The 13377-nt window shown below is 57.7% G+C and carries 12 protein-coding genes and 1 pseudogene; 2 read left to right on the top strand and 11 right to left on the bottom strand.

Annotated elements, in window-relative coordinates; all coding sequences use genetic code 11:
* Window positions 1–6: 6 nt before the first annotated feature.
* On the bottom strand, window positions 7–708 hold the full coding sequence (locus ACZ5RT_RS00135; protein WP_422170526.1) for a response regulator: 702 nt from the start codon (window positions 706–708) through the stop codon (window positions 7–9).
* Window positions 709–894: 186 nt separating this feature from the next.
* Window positions 895–2289 carry an AmpG family muropeptide MFS transporter gene (locus ACZ5RT_RS00130; RefSeq protein ID WP_464453152.1) on the bottom strand — a complete coding sequence of 465 codons (1395 nt, stop codon included), beginning with the start codon at window positions 2287–2289 and terminating at the stop codon, window positions 895–897.
* 73 nt (window positions 2290–2362) lie between these two features.
* Here ACZ5RT_RS00130 and ACZ5RT_RS00125 point away from each other — a divergent pair, with 73 nt between their 5' ends.
* Window positions 2363–3235, top strand: coding sequence for a M48 family metallopeptidase (locus ACZ5RT_RS00125; RefSeq protein WP_291929912.1), 873 nt, complete (start codon window positions 2363–2365; stop codon window positions 3233–3235).
* 299 nt (window positions 3236–3534) lie between these two features.
* Here the strand turns inward: ACZ5RT_RS00125 and ACZ5RT_RS00120 are convergent, their stop codons facing one another.
* From ACZ5RT_RS00120 to blaPAU, 3 genes are all read right to left on the bottom strand, one after another.
* Window positions 3535–4176, bottom strand: a complete 642-nt coding sequence (locus tag ACZ5RT_RS00120; protein ID WP_424374130.1) for an MBL fold metallo-hydrolase — start codon at window positions 4174–4176, stop codon at window positions 3535–3537.
* Window positions 4177–4254: 78 nt separating this feature from the next.
* Entirely contained in the window at window positions 4255–5400 is a 1146-nt protein-coding gene (locus ACZ5RT_RS00115) for a Y-family DNA polymerase (RefSeq protein WP_464453151.1), read from the bottom strand.
* A gap of 257 nt (window positions 5401–5657) precedes the next feature.
* Window positions 5658–6539, bottom strand: a complete 882-nt coding sequence (gene blaPAU, locus ACZ5RT_RS00110; protein ID WP_422169972.1) for a PAU family class A beta-lactamase — start codon at window positions 6537–6539, stop codon at window positions 5658–5660.
* 97 nt (window positions 6540–6636) lie between these two features.
* On the opposite strand from blaPAU, the gene ACZ5RT_RS00105 reads away from it, so the two are divergent.
* A complete protein-coding gene (locus tag ACZ5RT_RS00105) occupies window positions 6637–7500 on the top strand; it encodes a LysR family transcriptional regulator (RefSeq protein ID WP_422169971.1) in 864 nt (287 codons plus the stop codon).
* A 318-nt stretch (window positions 7501–7818) separates the two neighbouring features.
* On the opposite strand, the gene ACZ5RT_RS00100 is transcribed toward ACZ5RT_RS00105, so the two are convergent.
* The 6 genes and pseudogenes from ACZ5RT_RS00100 to ACZ5RT_RS00075 form a co-directional block, all read right to left on the bottom strand.
* Entirely contained in the window at window positions 7819–8220 is a 402-nt protein-coding gene (locus ACZ5RT_RS00100) for a TetR family transcriptional regulator (protein ID WP_422169970.1), read from the bottom strand.
* A complete protein-coding gene (locus ACZ5RT_RS00095) occupies window positions 8213–10054 on the bottom strand; it encodes an integrase (protein ID WP_464452875.1) in 1842 nt (613 codons plus the stop codon). Before ACZ5RT_RS00095 ends, ACZ5RT_RS00100 begins: the two co-directional genes overlap by 8 nt.
* Window positions 10044–11669 carry a hypothetical protein gene (locus ACZ5RT_RS00090; RefSeq protein ID WP_422169968.1) on the bottom strand — a complete coding sequence of 542 codons (1626 nt, stop codon included), beginning with the start codon at window positions 11667–11669 and terminating at the stop codon, window positions 10044–10046. Before ACZ5RT_RS00090 ends, ACZ5RT_RS00095 begins: the two co-directional genes overlap by 11 nt.
* Complete coding sequence (locus ACZ5RT_RS00085; protein WP_464452876.1) at window positions 11669–12841, bottom strand: tyrosine-type recombinase/integrase; 1173 nt, start codon at window positions 12839–12841, stop codon at window positions 11669–11671. Before ACZ5RT_RS00085 ends, ACZ5RT_RS00090 begins: the two co-directional genes overlap by 1 nt.
* On the bottom strand, window positions 12838–13095 hold the full coding sequence (locus tag ACZ5RT_RS00080) for a hypothetical protein (RefSeq protein WP_424380868.1): 258 nt from the start codon (window positions 13093–13095) through the stop codon (window positions 12838–12840). The genes ACZ5RT_RS00085 and ACZ5RT_RS00080 overlap by 4 nt, the downstream gene beginning before the upstream one ends.
* 159 nt (window positions 13096–13254) lie before the next feature.
* A pseudogene (locus tag ACZ5RT_RS00075) lies at window positions 13255–13377 on the bottom strand (Y-family DNA polymerase); the annotation flags it as partial.

The following is a 13377-nucleotide window of genomic DNA, read 5'->3' as shown; positions in this document are numbered from 1 at the left end:
GGCCGCTCAGTCTTGTTGGCGGGCAAACACATAGCCCACACCGCGCACCGTCAGGATGCGTTGCGGCGCTTTGGGGTCCGCCTCGATGGCGGCCCGAATGCGGCCCATGTGCACATCGATCGAGCGGTCAAAGGCCTCCAACTCCCTGCCCCGCACGGCCTCCATGATCTGATCCCGCGTGAGCACGCGCCCCGCACGTTCGGCCAAGGCCACCAGCAGGTCGTATTGGTAAGAAGTCAGATCACACGCCTGGCCCTTGACACTGACGCGCCGTGCATCGCGGTCGATCTCGAGCGAACCGAATTGCATCAGCTGCTGGGCACTGTCAGGGGCGCTGTTTTGGCGGCGCAAGATGGCCTTGATGCGGGCCAGCAACTCGCGCGGCTCAAAGGGCTTGGGCAGGTAATCGTCAGCGCCCATTTCCAGGCCAATGATGCGGTCCATCGGATCGCCTTTGGCCGTGAGCATGAGCACCGGGACCTGACCCTGGCTCCCAGGCAAGGCGCGGATGCGTTGACACACCTGCAAACCATCCATGTCAGGCAGCATCAGGTCCAGGATCACCAGATCGACGCCCGCGCTTTGCAAGCGGGCCAGACCACTCTGCGCATCGGGCGCATGGGCCACAGCAAACCCGTTTTGCCCCAGATAGTCCACCACCATGCCCGCCAGACGGGCATCGTCTTCGATCATCAAGAGTTGTTGCATGGGGGAATCATCGCCTTTTTGCAAGGCTTGAACGTGTCGGTTGTGTAAATCTGGGTAAATCCGAAGGGTGCCAATTCTTTGCCCCCCTGACCTCCTCCTTGTCATCCCGGCCTCCGAGCCGGGATCCACGAAGACATGGACCCCGGATCAAGTCCGGGGTGACAGTCTTGGGGACTTGGGGCCAGATCAAGCGCGAGGTGACGCTCTTGAGGGTTTGGGGTCAGATGGAGTACGGGGTGACAACTGGCGGGCGTGCACACGTGAAGCCAGCATCACCAGCAACAACACCGGCACACCCAACCAGGCCGTGGCCGTGAAGAAGCTGGCGTAGCCGTGGACATCCACAAACTCCCCCGAAAACCCGGCAATGAACTTGGGCAGCAGCAGCATCATGGAGCTGAGCAGCGCGTATTGCGTGGCCGAATAACTGATGTTGGTGAGCGAGGACAAATAGGCGATGAAGGCCGCAGACGCAATGCCGCTGGCCAGGTTGTCGGCCGAAATCACCCACACCAGCGCCTGCACATCGTGGCCCACGCCGCTGAGCCAGACAAACAGCAAATTGGTGAGCGCACTCAAGAGCGCCCCCAACATGAGCACACGCATGACGCCCAGCCGTGCCGCCAACAAGCCGCCCACAAACGCCCCCACCAAAGTCATGATGACGCCGTAGACCTTGGTCACGCTGGCCACCTCGCTTTTGGTGAAGCCCATGTCCACATAAAACGGGTTGGCCATGATGCCCATGACCACGTCGCTGATGCGGTAAACCGCGATCAACGCCAACACCAGCACCGCCTGCCAGCGGTAGCGCAGCCAGAAATCGGCAAAGGGCTCAAGCACAGCACCCTGGAGCCATTCGGCCACGTTGCGCGCTGGCGCAAAGGGTGCGGGCACCGGCTCGGGCGAGGCCAGCACCACCCACATGCCCGGCAGCATGCTCAGCGCCATCACCAAATAAGCCGCTTGCCAGGCCGATTGCGAGTAACCCGTGGCTTGATCGCCTTGCGCCCAGGCCGCCACCCACAAAACCCCCGCTCCGGCCCAGATCATGGCCAGGCGGTATCCCGTCTGGTAGCTGGCCGCCAAGGCGGCTTGGGCATTCACCTCGGCCGACTCGATGCGGTAGGCGTCCAGCGCAATGTCTTGTGTGGCCGAAGCGATGGCCACCGCCAAAGCACAGGCCACCAAAGGGCCGAGCAGCTGCGAGGGATCATTGAGCGCCATGCCCACCAGCCCCAGCGCAATGACCAGCTGCGACAGCAGCAACCAGCTGCGCCTGCGCCCCAGTTGGCGTGTGAGCCAGGGAATAGGCATGCGGTCCACCAGCGGGGCCCACATCCATTTCACGCCATAGGCCAAGCCTACCCAGCTGAGGTAACCGATGGTGCTGCGGTCAATGCCCGCCTCGCGCAGGCGAAAGCTGAGCGTGCCCAGCACCAGCAACAAGGGCAAGCCCGCGGCAAAACCCAGCGCCAGCATGCGCAAGCTGGCGGGCTGCAAATACAGGCGCAGCGCCTCGCGCCAGGTTCGCACGGTGCTCGGTGGGGCGGTTTCGGGGGAGGGTGCGGTTTCGGCCATATGCCCATTATCGACCGACCCCGCAACGCTTCGTGCACCTTGAAGTTGGCCAAGTCGCTATCATTTACACACCATGTGTTTGCTCTGTGACCTCAAAACCCCTGCAGCCGATGCCGCGCCCAGCGCATCGGCCTCCGCCGCGCCGCGCTGGCAAGCCCGGCGCGCCTTTTTGCTGGCGGCCGGGGCCTCGGCTGCCGGATCGGCTTTGGCACAGGTGGACGTGGGCTCGTCCTCGGGTTTGCGCAAACTGGTGCCGGCCGAAACGCTGGAAACCTCAGCCCGGCAGCAATACGCGCAGGTACTGGCCGATGCCCGCGCCAAAGGCGCCCTGGCCCCCGACGGCCACCCGCAACTGCAGCGCCTGCACACCATCGCGCAAAAGCTCATTCCGCACACGGCGTCTTGGAACCCACGTTCTCGCGAGTGGAAGTGGCAAGTGAATCTGATTGGCAGCAAGCAAATCAACGCCTGGTGCATGCCTGGCGGCAAGATCGCTTTTTATACCGGCATCCTGGACCAGCTGAAACTCAACGACGACGAAGTGGCCATGATCATGGGGCATGAAATGGCACACGCCCTGCGCGAACACGCACGCGAACGTCTGGCCAAAAGCCAGGCCACCAGCATCGGCCTGTCCATTGCTTCTCAACTGCTGGGTTTGGGCTCTTTGGGCGATGTGGCGGCCAACCTGGGCACGCAATTGCTCACCCTGAAATACAGCCGCGACGACGAAACCGAATCGGACCTGGTGGGCCTGGAGATCGCCGCACGCGGCGGCTATCGACCCGAAGCCAGCGTGAGCCTGTGGCAAAAAATGCAAGCCGCCAACAGCAACGGCAGCCCCTCATTCCTGTCAACGCACCCCAGCGGCGCCAACCGCATCCAGGAACTCGAAGCCAACCTGCCGAAAGTTCAGCACCTGTACGAACAAGCCCGCAGGGGCTGAAACGGCCCAAGGCGCCAAGCGTGCGGTCATCACTTCAACGATGACCTATCCCGCACGGAAAGTGACCTGTCACGCCCGGAAAGCGACCATTCATGCCTGGAAAGCCACCATTCATGCCCGACAAGCGAGCTGTCATGCCCGACTTGATCGGGCATCCATGGTTTCAAAGGCATGGATACCCGCGTTCGCGGGTATGACAGAGGGTGATATGACAGCATGGTTGTCGTACCCGACTGAATCGGGCATCCATCCCTGAATCGATCAACTGTCATGCCCGACTTGATCGGGCATCCATCCCCTCAACGGTCGTGCACATAAGGGTTGGTTTGCCGCTCGCGCCCAAATGTGCTTTCGGGGCCGTGCCCCGGAATGAACACCGTGTCATTGCCCATGGGCCACAAACGCTCGGTGATGCTGGCAATCAAATCGTCGTGGTTGCCTTGCGGGAAATCGGTGCGGCCAATGCTGCCCGCAAACAGCACATCGCCCACAAACGCACGCTTGATCTCAGGCGAATAAAACACCACATGGCCAGGTGTATGGCCCGGGCAATGGCGCACCTGCAAGGTGTGCGCACCCAAAGTGACGGTGTCGCCATCGGCCAGCCAACGCGTGGGCTTGAACACACGCGCAGGTGGGAAACCATAGGCCGCCGCCGCAGCAGGCAAGCCATCAATCCAGAACTGGTCTGCAGGATGCGGTCCGATGATGGGCAAACCACCCAATCGCTCGGCCAACTCGGCCGTACCTGAGGCGTGGTCCACATGGCCGTGGGTGATCCAGATCTGCTCCAGCTTCAAGCCCAAACGCTGGACAGCCCCCAACAACAAATCCAGATCACCACCCGGGTCCACCACCGCCGCCTGCAGGGTCTGGTCGTCCCAGATCAAGGAGCAGTTTTGCTGGAAGGGCGTGACAGGGATAGTTTGGTATTTCAACATGCAGAAATTATAGGGAGGCATGTTCCCCAAGTTCAGAACTGGCCCTGTCCAGCTTCGGTTGCATGTGTCATGCGTCGGCTAAACAAGCGGAACGTCATCCCAAGCCGTCGTGTAGTTGGGCGACCTGAGCTCCTGGCGCATTTGCCAGCCCTTGAACGCGCCCTGCGTTGACACCTTCACCGTGCCGCGCCCATAGCGTTGGTTCAGCTTGTCGAGCGCCTGCATCAGCTTGGCGTTGCTGGTGGTCTCGGGCTCCAGCAAGTCGCCTTGCCTTTGCGTGACAGGGCTGATCTCGCTGAGCATGATCCCGGCCTTCTTGTACTGGTACTCCGGTTTGAACATGCGCTCGCACAGGTAGCCGGCCCAGCGGTTGACCTCCAGGCTGTCGTTGGTCGGGTACGGCAATGGCACCGCCAGACTGGGCATGTACTGCGGCAGGTCTTTCCTGAAACGGTTGGTCTGCAGGAAAACCTGGATCACCGACGCATGGCTGCCCTGTGCCCGCAGCTTGGCGCAGGCATTGGCCACAAAGTTGGACAGTGCATCCTGCAGCACAGGCAACTCCGTCACCATCTTTCCGAATGATCGGCTGGAGATGATTTGTTGTCGGTCGGGCTGGATCTCCTGCAACTCAATGCAAGGCATCTCTTGCAGCTCGCGCTGGATCTTCTCCATCACCACGCCAAACTCAGCCCGCAGTGTCGGCACATGGGCTTGTCGCAGGTCGTGAACGCTGTGCACGCCGTGCCTTGCCAGTTTCTGCGTCAGCTTGTGCCCCACGCCCCAGACTTCTTCGGCCGGTATGCGCTGCAGCAGTCGTGTTTTCTGGTCATCGGTCAGGGCGTTGTAGTTGAAGACACCCCGTGATCGCGGATGCTTCTTGGCCACATGGTTGGCCAGCTTGGCCAGTGTCTTGGTCGGGCCAATGCCCACACACACCGGAATGCCCGTCCACATCATCACCCTTTGGCGCATGGCATAGCTCACTTCACGCAGCTTGGGGATGCCGGTCAGGTCCACAAAGCATTCGTCGATCGAATACACCTCATGCTGCGGGCCATAGTCGCTCAGGATGTTCATGACCCGGTTGGACAGGTCGGCATACAGCGCGTAATTGCTGCTCATGGCCAGAATGCCACGCTCTTCGGCCAAAGCTTTGCATTCAAACCACGGCTGGCCCATCCTGATCCCCATGGCCTTGGCCTCGTTCGAGCGGGAGACCACGCAGCCATCGTTATTTCTGAATGACCCTAACAGTTAGTCGGGATAAAGTGACAGGTTTTGCTTATTGAAGCGTAACTAACGGTTTTCAGACGATTCGGAGACTGCACAAGAGAGGGGTGCCATGCCTTGCGCAGCCCCACCTCCCTCATCACGGTGCTACAGCAAAGCAGCGAATGCTGCAAGTCGAGGACAACGCTTTGTCTGACTGCTTTCGGCCAACGCGGTTGCTGGAACGAATCCTTATCCCCGCTCCGACTTCATCGTATGCCCATAGAGGTGAGCCTACCTACCTCTGCAAGCGTTGCATCTTTGATTTGGCTGCTTGCCGTGCTGTCAGCGAGGTAAGCAGTCACAAGGACCGGTGCGCCTTGCGGTGGCAGCAATATTCCGATGTCGTTCGCATCTGTCTTGTTGGTTCCGGTCTTGTCGCCAACGGTCCAATCAGCAGGGGCTCCGGCCTTGAGGCGCTTTCCTCCAGTCGTATTTTCGAGCAGCCACTGGCGAAGCAAATTCCGCGATGAGGGTGAGAGTGCATCGCCCAAGAGGAGCTTGTTCATGGTCATGGCCATGGCTCGCGGTGAGGTCGTATCCAAGGTTCCTCCCTCGACTCGGGTGTTGAGGTCGGGTTCGTTGCGATCGAGCCTCGTGACCTTGTCACCGAGTTGACGGGCATACTGGGTGAGAGCTTGAGGGCCACCGTAGCTGGCTAGTATGAGATTGCCCGCTGTGTTGTCGCTGGTGGTTATCGTCGCGTGACAGAGTTGGGCCAAAGTCAGCCCCTCTCCATCCGCATTTGCCTCGGTCACTGGCGACCAAGGCACCAAGTCCTGCTTACGGTAACGAATACGTCGAGTGAGCGACTCTTCACCACGATCCACGCGCGCCAGCACCAAGGCACTCGCCAGCAGCTTGAACGAACTGAGCATCATGAAAAGTTCGTCAGAGCGGTAGCCAAATTCGTGACCGGTCGCTGTGTCTATGACATGTACGCCCAACCGGCCTTGGGCTTTTGCCTCGAGTTGCTGAAACACAGCAGTCATCTGTCTTTGCTCACCGATGGCAAAGCTTTTCTTGGGCAAAATCGCACTGAAGCCAAAGGCAGAAAATGCCATCCCGACGGAGAAGTTGCGTCTTTTCATAGTTCCCACTGTTTGAAAATGAGGGATCATATGGTTCGTCGGTAGCCTCTTCAAACGGGAAATCTGCAGCCCAGACCCAAGAAAAACTGAGATCATCATGGACCTACCGCTTAACGCGCTGCGCGCATTTGAGGTGTCTGCACGCCATTTGAGCTTCACCCGTGCGGGCCTTGAACTGCACCTGACGCAGACCGCCGTCAGTCAGCACGTCAAGAACTTAGAAGACCGCCTCGGCAAGAAACTATTCCGGCGTATCCCGCGAGGGCTTGCTTTGACAGATGAAGGGGCCGCCCTGTTACCAGTGTTGACCGATGCTTTTGAACGGATCGGTTCAACGCTTGAGAACTTCAAGACGCCTCATAAGAAAGAAGTTTTGTCTGTCGGCGTCGTGGGCACGTTTGCAGTGGGCTGGTTGCTGCCACGCCTACGCGACTTTCAAGTCAAGCACCCCTTCATAGATCTTCGACTGTTCTCCAACAACAACCGAGTCGACTTGGCAGGGGATGGTCTGGACTTCGCAATTCGCTTTGGGGATGGCCACTGGCACGGCACAGAAGCGTCGAAGCTTTTTTCTGCGCCACTCACGCCTGTCTGCGCCCCTTTCATCGCAAGTCGCATCCACACCCCCAGTGATTTGGTACGGGCAACGCTATTGCGCTCGTATCGGGCAGACGAATGGACTGCATGGTTTCAGGCGGTTGGGTTAAGCCCTCCACATTTGACAGGCCCTGTATTTGACTCGTCCCTTGTACTTGCTGATGCAGCCGCACAAGGAGCTGGTGTGGCGTTGTTGCCGATTCGCCTCTTTGGGCGGGACCTACTCGGCGGTCGGCTGGTGACCTTATTTGACACTCGAATTGAGACGGGAAGCTACTGGTTGACCAAGCTCAAGCCTCGCAAAGAGACCGATGGGATGAAAGCTTTTCGTGGCTGGCTGGAGCAAGAGTGCCGAGACGATTAGCTTTCGGCATTTGGAGGTTGTAGCCTGCAGCCACTTTGACCGTTGAGCAGTTACATCATCGCGATGGATTGGAGGCTGCCGCTCAAGTGAACATGGCTGCATCAAGAGACTGCCAACGGGCCAATTCAGAGTTATCAACAGGCATCGTCCTCCCCCAGATCCCCACCCGCTACTCGTCTCAAAGAGACGATGAACCCGAAGTCAGGAAGGCAGGAATACAAGGCTGAATATTACTAACAACTTCATACAGTCAGATCAACTGACGTAAAAGTTATTGCCATCAACCAGAGCGAACATGAACAGCGCCTCTGAACAGGACTAAACTCCTGTGCCTTTTGGTTGAAGAATCGAAACAACTTTGCCAGTAGCCATGCCTTTGAGTAAGGCTAATTCGTTCAGAAGGACTTGGTTGACAGATGCAAGTTTGGCCAAGTCCACGCGCGACTCTGCCAGTTCCTGCCTCAGAGCACGGTTGACCTCGCGCTCACGAACCAGCGCATCATGCTTGGCATCGCGTTGGGTTCGCGTCGCCTTGCCCACTAGCCCTCTGATTTTTTCGGCAAGGTCGGGATAGGTGTTGTGAATCAGTGCGGGGGTCACACCTGCCAACTTGGCTACCGCAGAAATGGAAACCTTGCCCTGGTCAGCCTGCACCTGCGCAATCGCCAGCTGGATCTCATCAACGGTCTTTTTTCGGCTACGAGCCTTCGAGTCACTCATTTGAAGCTCCATTAAGATTTGACGTGTCCGGTGTCAGCAGAACACCAAGGTCTACCATCACTTGGCGCGCCCATTGAACGTCGCGCTCAGCACGTTGCTTAACCGCCGGTCCAGCATCGTCAATGCTCAACAATTCAATTTGTTGCTCATAGATGCCTTTCCAGATGTCGGTGAACGACTCATCAATGACGCCGTTCTTGCAGCCAACACACCGGGTCGCTTCATACAGACCCGCGCCGCCACACCCCTTTTCTTGCGCCAGGCACCATCCGTGGCCCGTTGCTCGGATGTGAACCTGGGCTGCTGTTTCAGCCAACAATGCGGTTCGACTTTTCAGGGTAATCGCACGCGCTTTTTTGATTTCTCGTCCAGCACCGCCGCTCAAGGACTGTTCACCAAGCCAAGACTCGATCAAGTCCACCTTGAAGTCGGTCATTTCTTCCAGAACCTCATCGAACAGCGATGCGTCTTGCATCGGGTTGGATGCATACAACTGGGTCATGCTCATACTGGAATGCTTGAACTGCCATTTGAGGAAGACAAGCGAGGAGCGACCCATGCGCGACTCCACAATGTTGCGCGCGTAAGTTCTGCGGCACTGGTGGGGTGCCAACTGCCAGTCCGTGCCAGCAGCCTTTGCCAATCGCCGGAATGAGACCTTCGATCCAGCATTGGACAGCGCGTCAACGTGATAGCCAGTCGATGCGCTCTGCCCAGACATGCTTGTGCAAAGAAATAACTTTTGGGCGTCTCTCTTCGCTTTTGCCAACCGCACCATCCGGTCCGTCATGTCCTGATGTGTGGGGTTGCACTCCAGCTCCGCAATTTCAAGAGTTAGCTTTTCTTGAAGTGGCTTTGCATAGCGCCACATCAGATCCAAGACTTTAACCGTGAGCTCGGGTATCAAGAACTCCACCTTGCCTTTTCCCGTCTTGTGCTCGGTGGTGGCGACCCAGTGGAATTCAACGCCGTCTCTCACTTCGCTGCGCCATGATCCGGCCTCGACCCCGATCGCCTCCTCATTGCGCATGCCACTGGTTATCGACAGGACATAAAGCGCAGCATCTCGAATGCGGACCAGCGCAGGATTTCTAAACCCCAACCTCCCGGTATCGCGTTCGTTCAGAATTCCCGGTGCCGCTGCAAGAATCTCTTCACAATAGTTGAATACCTTGGCTTGCACATCAGGAGGGATGATGGGCGTTTTCCCGGTTTCAGTTCGCCCAATTTGTTTTGCCAAACCACTGACCCGCCACAGCGAGCTGTCGCCCCAAGGGCATGCAGCAAGCGGGGATGACGTATCGTTGCGAAACACCCATAAGAAGTCCAGGATGCGCAAGCTGTCGTAGACGCTACTTGCATTGCGTGTAAGTCGAGATTTCGTGTAATGAACATAGTTGGCGACGTGAATGGGTTTCACTTGGTCGAATCCCTTGATGTTCAGTGCAGTCAGCCAACGCATCATCGGAATTGCTGCTGCAATGGCAGCCTGGCAGATACCCATTGCCACCGGAGGCTTCGAGCCTGGCAGTCCTCGCTTGAACCATGCATACAGGACAGCCTTGCAGTCATCGACCAACTCCTGTGAGCAATCCCCTGGCCAAGGAATGTATTTCTGACCATCGGCCACGTTGGATTGCTCAAAGTAGGGCCTGAAGTCCCAAATGGGATCACCAAATCTGGAGAGAACGTGATTGCTGCCATCCGTGTCAGCCACCGCGCTGACCACGATATTGGATTTCTCGGATTCCGATAGCCCTTTGGATGAAACGGGCTGGTCAGCCAATAGGTCGTATGCCTTAGGCGGTAGCAATGCAAGGGCGTTACCGGCCATAGCGGGCCTCTCGATTCAATTGAGACTGGTGCATGCGTATCGCCCAGAAGGGATGTGGGTCTTTTTCGGCCAGCGCCCTAGCTTGCTCCACCATTTCTGGGAAGAAGTTGTCGACTGTAATTCGGTCGATTTGCGCGATGAGGTCTCGATGGTGACCTTGCCACTCATGCCACTCTTCTTTGGCGTAGTAGCGCATCTCCGACATCAGGAAGCGTTGGAAGCTGAAGAGCCGGTGCAGGTCTTTGACCGTCCCCACAATGGCGTAGCTTGGACACCCCAGGCAATGCGTGAATTCCGCGCAATGTGTGGAGCCGTCTTTCGGAGCGTGCGCGCCTTGCAAGCTGTCTTTGCAACTACCTGTGGGGGTTGGCACGAGGTCTTGCCCCCTGAGTTTGGCTGGCAGCGCTTCGCCAATGAATTTCGCACCTTCCGCCTTGGTGCGCTCGTCAAGGCGCAAGTAGTGGTTGTCTGCTACCTGAGGGGAATGTCCCATCACAGCGGACACGGCAAGCAGATCGCCATCACTGAGCTGCCAGAGCCGGTTTTCCATGGTTTTTCGCAGGCGTCCAAGTGTCACCCGCAACGGTGAGTCGTCATCTGCCACTAACCTGTGTCGTTGAACGATTGCCCGCGTAAGTTCGGACACGTTTCCCACATTCAGACAAAGCACTTTCCCTTTGCCTTTTCCACGCTGCGCCGATCGGTAGAGCCAAACACGATCCTTGATCGCCTCAGGTGCATCGGGCACCAGTAACTCCGTTAAAGCCAATACCTTCTTGAGCACCGCAACTCCATCCATAGGAATGATCGCGGCGCGATCGTGGACCTGGGTCTGCCGCAACGACGTAGATTGCGCGCCCTTGCCCCTGCGTTTGAAGGTTTTAACTAGCATGAGATTGGGCATGAAAGGATGTGGGTCTAAACAATCCCGCTTCATTTCCAGAAGTGGGGTTGTGTTGATGCCCGAGCGCATGCCAATGATGAGCATGAGGGCCGCAATGGCTTCCGACTCCAATCCCACAAATCGTCCATGATGGATGGCAATAAGGTCGGCTTTGAGGGCCGTGGCCAACTTCTGCATTTCCGCCTGACTTAAAGATGTTTCGCCTCGCGTCACCTTAGCGTTCATGGGGAATGGATTGGCGGGCAGTAAAGCCTCAGGAGTTTGGTCGATAAAGCCATAGTCCATCAGGCCAACCACCACCGACTTGAAGGCGCTGTAGTAGTTCTTGGCAGTGGAGCCCTTGGGGTATTTGAGCCTGAGCCACGCGATGTATCGTGCGACATCTCCATGCCGCATATCAGCCGGCCTAGAGGGCATGGTGTCCACATGGCTTCCCGTAAGGTATGGGAGAAACACTTTGATCCCGTTGGATGCAAAACTCGCGATGGTTGCCACCGAATAGTTCCCACTGTGGAGCCGGGCCTTCAATACCGTGGTCACTGCCGAAATCCAGTCGTCAATGCCACGCCCCAACCATGGGCGCAGGTCAATCAGGTTCTGATGTCGCGGATTGGGAGGCAGCTCGACCAGCGCATCAGTTGCTCCCAAGCCAGCGGCCAGGTCGGTGGCGGTTCCAGATGCCTTAGCCTTGTAGTTCTTTGTGCGGGCCATCAACGATTCCCCATCGCGATCTGTGCCTCGCCACCGTTGGCGAACAGCATGTCCATTTCGTCTTCATGGGCCAAAACGATCTGGGCGTCCAACTGATTGATCAGATGCAGGTAGATCGCAGTGGTTTGCACATCCGAGTGCCCCATGCGGTCGCGGACATAAAGCAACGGCTCACCCTGGAAGACCGTGCTTTTGCGCAGAGCCGACAGCGTGTAGGTTCCATAGGTGTGCCGAAGCATGTGCGCCCTCACCGGGAAGCCAACTTTTTTCTCAATGGCTTTCATGGCGTCGACGACCGCGCCTTTCGAGAATTCTGTTCCAAGCTCTGTCAGCACAAGCGCCGTCGGGACCTGCCCAGCCCTTTGCCGCCGGACCTCTCGCTGGTGCAGCGAATAGGTCCACATGTCTTCCATCAGCGACCACGGCACATCCACGCTTCTGGGCTTGCCATACTTGAGGTGCATGTCAGCAGGCTCCAGATTGACGCGGATCATCTGCCCAGGAGTAAGCCCCGTTCGGGTTCTCGGGTTGAAGACATACGTCAATGGAAAGGAGCGCGCCTCACAGGAGCGCATCCCGGTGCGCACCATCAGGTTGAACAAAAGAGCATGGCTTGGGTCAAGCCTTGCGCCAAGGCACTGCCTGACCTGCTCTTTAATCAAGAATTTGATCGTTGCCTTACGCTCGCGGGCCATTACCACCGGCTTTGAGACCATGCCACCCGTGCAATCCACATGGGCAAGAAACCCCTGATGGGATGGAGTCCGAACGTCGCGCATGCCGAATGGCAGATGGGAGACGTAGCCCTGGCGTTTGCACCAATCGTAAAACCGCACGACCAGGTTCAACCGCTTATTCACGGTATTCGGATTCAGACCTAGCTCGCCAAGCGACCAATCACGATACTTGGCCACAACGCTCAGCCCATGCGGCTTTTGGTCCTCATCCCAGGTCAAGTCGTTGGCAGACAAGAATGCAAAGTAGTCGTATAGCCTGCGGCCATACGCTTCCCAAGTGAGCTTGCTCTCAATGCTTCCATGGGTGACCAAGGTGTGCCACAGGAACGATTGCGCAGGTTCCAGGGGCCATCCGTCATCGTCGATAAGCAACGGGAAACCCGCAAACGAACGACCTTCAACCGTGAGGTCCGTTGTAGCCAGCACAAGCCTCACACCCCCCTCTCTTTCAGTAGCTTGGCGGCCGCCTTGAAGTTGATGCCGTGAATGTGCATGACCAAATCAATGGCGCCGCCACCCCCACGGTCCATGCGCACATCCCAAAACTTCGGTCCGGTGCACAAGAGCTCCCAATCATGGCCGGCAGCATGGGCGTGCCAACGGGTGGTCAGATGACTCGATCGTGGATGAAACGAGGGATCTTCTTTGATGTGTTCAGCCAGCAGGCGCAGGACATAGAGGGAATCCATCTCCCGCCACCGCGCCAGGTCAAAGTTATCCACAGATCTCATTACGCTCCGTTTCCTCCCCCAGACCCCCACCTGCTACTCGTCTCAAAGAGACGATGAATCCAAATATCCAAAGTCCGAAAGACATGAAGCATCCTACTAACAAACTTGATCAATAAGATCGTTGTTGCTGAGCACGACCACGGGCCGGTTACGCAGCTTGGGCTCCCACAGCTGCTCGCATGACGCGTAAAAATTGTTGACGTCTACCAGTGCAAAGACTGGCGCGGTGCCGGTCTCCAT

Source organism: Limnohabitans sp. TEGF003 (assembly GCF_055395455.1).
Note: the sequence above shows the minus strand (reverse complement) of the source record. Positions and strands in the feature narration are given on the sequence as shown.

Bases quoted from the DNA above. Each gene is read 5' to 3' on its own strand.
- ACZ5RT_RS00130 (WP_464453152.1), bottom strand. From the start codon at position 2,289: ATGGCCGAAACCGCACCCTCCCCCGAAACCGCCCCACCGAGCACCGTG.
- blaPAU (WP_422169972.1), bottom strand. From the start codon at position 6,539: ATGAAAAGACGCAACTTCTCCGTCGGGATGGCATTTTCTGCCTTTGGC.
- ACZ5RT_RS00125 (WP_291929912.1), top strand. From the start codon at position 2,363: ATGTGTTTGCTCTGTGACCTCAAAACCCCTGCAGCCGATGCCGCGCCC.
- ACZ5RT_RS00090 (WP_422169968.1), bottom strand. From the start codon at position 11,669: ATGGCCCGCACAAAGAACTACAAGGCTAAGGCATCTGGAACCGCCACC.
- ACZ5RT_RS00095 (WP_464452875.1), bottom strand. From the start codon at position 10,054: ATGGCCGGTAACGCCCTTGCATTGCTACCGCCTAAGGCATACGACCTA.
- ACZ5RT_RS00135 (WP_422170526.1), bottom strand. From the start codon at position 708: ATGCAACAACTCTTGATGATCGAAGACGATGCCCGTCTGGCGGGCATG.
- ACZ5RT_RS00100 (WP_422169970.1), bottom strand. From the start codon at position 8,220: ATGAGTGACTCGAAGGCTCGTAGCCGAAAAAAGACCGTTGATGAGATC.
- ACZ5RT_RS00120 (WP_424374130.1), bottom strand. From the start codon at position 4,176: ATGTTGAAATACCAAACTATCCCTGTCACGCCCTTCCAGCAAAACTGC.
- ACZ5RT_RS00080 (WP_424380868.1), bottom strand. From the start codon at position 13,095: ATGGATTCCCTCTATGTCCTGCGCCTGCTGGCTGAACACATCAAAGAA.
- ACZ5RT_RS00105 (WP_422169971.1), top strand. From the start codon at position 6,637: ATGGACCTACCGCTTAACGCGCTGCGCGCATTTGAGGTGTCTGCACGC.